3 protein-coding genes and 1 pseudogene are annotated in these 3,427 nt (G+C 72.9%); 2 read left to right on the top strand and 2 right to left on the bottom strand.

The features are described 5' to 3' along the window. Window positions 1-321 (top strand): annotated as a pseudogene (locus HV824_RS35230) (serine/threonine protein kinase); the annotation flags it as partial. A gap of 6 nt (window positions 322-327) precedes the next feature. Here HV824_RS35230 and HV824_RS35225 read toward each other — a convergent pair. Then, window positions 328-1,098, bottom strand: coding sequence for a transglycosylase domain-containing protein (locus HV824_RS35225; protein WP_368738142.1), 771 nt, complete (start codon window positions 1,096-1,098; stop codon window positions 328-330). Window positions 1,099-1,152: 54 nt separating this feature from the next. Between HV824_RS35225 and HV824_RS35220 the strand changes: the two genes are divergently transcribed. Then, window positions 1,153-1,845: an NAD-binding oxidoreductase gene (locus HV824_RS35220; RefSeq protein WP_163786710.1), complete on the top strand. Its 693-nt coding sequence runs from the start codon at window positions 1,153-1,155 to the stop codon at window positions 1,843-1,845. Here the strand turns inward: HV824_RS35220 and HV824_RS35215 are convergent. Then, the coding region (locus HV824_RS35215) for a WD40 repeat domain-containing protein (RefSeq protein ID WP_176425222.1) at window positions 1,839-3,427 on the bottom strand (1,589 nt) is incomplete at its 5' end. The genes HV824_RS35220 and HV824_RS35215 overlap by 7 nt on opposite strands.

Genomic DNA, 3,427 nt, shown 5'->3' with positions numbered 1-3,427 from the left:
GGCGGGGCCGCCGTCGCGCCGGCCCCGCCTGATGGCGCGGAGCGTCCGCGGCCGGCCCCGCGCGCCGAGGTCACCCGCGTCGCGCCGCCCCGGCCCCTGAAAGCCTCCGCCCCCACGCTGGAGGACATCCTCCAGAGCATCGACCGGCTGGAGCGCCGAGTGGACCGGCTGGAGACGAGCGGGAAGCTGGACGCGCCCAAGGCCAACGCCGCGCGCAACCTGCTGGCGAAGTACCGCCACGACGCGCGGGCCGACACCAGCGTCCACGCCCGCATCGACCTGCTCAAGAAGGTGACGGGCGTGGCGGGGATGATTCGCTGACGCCGCTCAGAGCGCGCAGGACATCGGCTCGTTCATGGCGGCGATGGCGCGGTCCTTGCTCACCAGCCGCCAGGCAGCGAGGTCCTCCAGCAGTTGGTTGCGGTACTTCCGCAGCTCCGTGGGGTTCTTGCACGTCTTGATGCCGGAGTAGTCGGAGTACGGCGGCAGGGCCAGCTGCAGCTCGGCGAGCTCCTCCAGCTTCAACTCACTCAGCTCACGGCCGAAGAGCGCCAGGGCCGCGTCCTCCACGCCGACGATGCCGCGCTCGAAGTAGATGATGGACAAGTCGTACGCGATGAGCTGGTCCTTCTGCATGAAGGTGTGGATGCGGTGCGCGGCCACGGAACGCTCTCGCGTGCCCTCGATGCCCAGCGCGGCGGCGATGCGCATGGCCAGGATGCGCTCACACGAGCCGTCTCCCGGCGGCGACGTGCCCACGGTGGCGCCCAGGAACAGCCGCCAGGCCCACGCGGGCCCGTCCTCGCGCGGCGTCTGGAAGTACCGGGGGCACTCCATGTGGCGGATGTAGAGGGCCACCAGGTCCTTGGGCAGCTTGGAGAAGTCCGGCCGCACGAAGGTGATGGGGCGCGGGTTGCGCTGGGACTGCCCCGCCCGAAGGCTCATCCGCTCGCCTTCGATGCTGTGCTTGAGCTGCTTCTCCACGTCGAATTCGCTCTCCAGCGGCGGCAGCTTGCTCGCCGTGTAGAGGTACGTCAGCGGAATCACCACGCCGGCCAGGCCCAGCATGAACAAGACAATCCAGAGCAGACTCTTCACCCCCTCAGGCTACCAGGGGCGGCACGCGCCGGGCGCGTAGGTTAAAACCCCGACATGCCCGACTGGCACCCGGCCACCGTCACTGACAGTGCACCCGCCGCAGATGGCCTCACCGACCTGGTGCTGGACGTCCAGGGCACGCCCCTGGCGGGCACCCATGAGCGGCCGGGCCAATACGTCCACCTGCGCCTGCCTGGCGTGGGGCAGGGGCTCTTCGCCATCGCCTCCCCGCCCGGCCGCCCGGGGACGCAGTGGGAGTTCCTCCTCAAGGTGGGCAGCCCGCTGCCCGACGCCCTCATCCACCTGCCTCGGGGCGCCCACGTCGACGTGTCGAGGCCGGAGGGGCGGGGCTTCCCGCTGGAGCGCGCCCGGGGACAGGACGTGCTCCTGTTCGCCACCGGCTCCGGCATCTCCGCCATCCGCTCCGTCATCACCAGCATCCAGCAGGAGCGCCGGGCCTACGGCCAGGTGACGCTCTACTTCGGCGCGCGCACACCGGGCGCCTTCGCCTACGCGGACGAGCTCCACGAGTGGGAGGCCGGCGGGATGCGCGTGGTGCGCACCGTCAGCCAGCCCGGCGCCAGCGGCTGGCAGGGCCTCACGGGCTACGTGCAGGCCCACCTGGGTGAAGGGCCCGTGCAGGCCGCGGTGGCCTTCCTCTGTGGACAGAAGGAGATGGTGCGGGGCGTGATGACGACGCTCCAGGCCCGCGGCATGCCCGCGGGCGACATCCACCTCAACTACTGAGCGGCGGACGCGCCAGCAGCGACTGGCCCCTGCACGGTGGGCGACGCATAGCCCACGTCCAGCAGCACCGCCGCCGGGTCGCTGTCCCCGTCGCGGCTGGCCACCTGGGGCGTCCACGCGGCCACGCCCAGCCAGCGTCCGTCCGGGCTGAAGCGCACGCGCCGCACGGACCAGTCGAAGCGGTGCTCGCCGCGCGCGCCCGCGTCCCCTTCGGTGAACAGGTACACGCGCTTGTCCCAGCCGCCGCTGGCCAGCGAGCGCCCGTCCGGGGAGATGGCCGCCGTGGACACCACGCCCCGGTGCACCGGCCACTTCGCCAGCACCTGGCCCGACTTCGCGTCCACCAGCGCGCCCGCGTTGAAGGGGCCTTGCGGCTCCTCCACGCCCTGGCGCTCGCGCTCGTACACGGCGCGGTCCCGCTCCGGCTTCTGCTCCGACAGCCCCACGCCCAGCCGCTGGCCGCGCGCGTCCACCGTGACGTCGCTCACATAGGCCGGGAAGGGAAACTCCGAGCGCCGCGCGAGCACCAGCGCGTCCACCGCCGCCGCGCCCTCGGGCGGGCCGCCCTTCAGCGTGAGCACGGCCTCCTGCGTGACTTCGTCGAAGGCCACCTCCACCCGCTCGGAGAAGGGCGCGCCCAGCACGCCCTGGGTGCCCTGCGGCACGCACGCGTCGCAGACGGCGACGTCCACGCCCTCCACCCGCATGGACTTGAAGCGCAGGGACTGCGCGGGCGCGAGCCGCGCGGCGATGGTGCCCAGCGGCCCCGGCACGTTGACCGTCTCCTTCAGGAAGGGCACGTCGATGCCCGCCGAGGCGGCCGCCTCGCTGGTGAGCACCAGCGCGGGCGCGCGCGCATCCAGCGCGAAGGACAGCGGCGCCTTGTCATTCACCGTGCCACCCAGCACCACGGAGCCGGCGCGCCGCTCGAAGCGCATGCGCGCCTGCCCCGGCCGCAGCCCCTCCACGGAGGTGCGCCAGGCCCGCACGTGCTTGTCCCAGCCGCCCGAATACAGCGTCCCCTCCGGCGCGAAGGCCAGCGCCGTCACCGGCCCCACGTGTCCGCGCTCCTCGGAGGCGTACTCCAGCGCGGGCGCCGACAGCACCGTCATCAACCCCTGGTAGCTGCCCACCACCAGCCACTGCCCCTCCGGGTGGAAGGCCACCACGGACAGCGGCTCCTCGGTGCGGCGCTCCGCCACGAGCGCGCCGGTGGCCGCGTCGAAGAGGCGCACCACGCGGTCCTTGCCCGCGGTGGCCACGCGCGTGCCATCCGGGGAGAAGGCCACGCCCTCCACGTCGAACTCGTAGGGGTTGATGGCCGGGTCCGCCAGCATCGTCGGCTCGGCGGCGCCCAGCTCCCAGACGGAGAGGAAGTAGGACTTGCTGCCCAGGCGCGAGTACGCCACCCGGGCGCCTCGGGGCGCGAAGGCCAGGCCCCAGATGAAGTCCTTGTTGTTGAGGACGGCCTTGCGCCCCAGGCCCACGGCGCTGCCGGACACCCAGGTGCCCGGCTCCGACGCCAGCCGGGCGCTCAGCTCCGGGGACACCCGAGGAGGCGCGTGCGCGCAGCCACCACCAC

Origin of the sequence: Myxococcus sp. AM009 (genome assembly GCF_013372605.1) — a bacterium.
Lineage (GTDB): Bacteria > Myxococcota > Myxococcia > Myxococcales > Myxococcaceae > Myxococcus > Myxococcus vastator.
The sequence above is the reverse complement of the archived record's forward strand: the minus strand, read 5'-3'. Positions and strand labels throughout refer to the sequence as shown.

Excerpts from the sequence above, each read along its gene's own strand:
- HV824_RS35220 (WP_163786710.1), top strand. The coding sequence starts at position 1,153 with ATGCCCGACTGGCACCCGGCCACCGTCACTGACAGTGCACCCGCCGCA.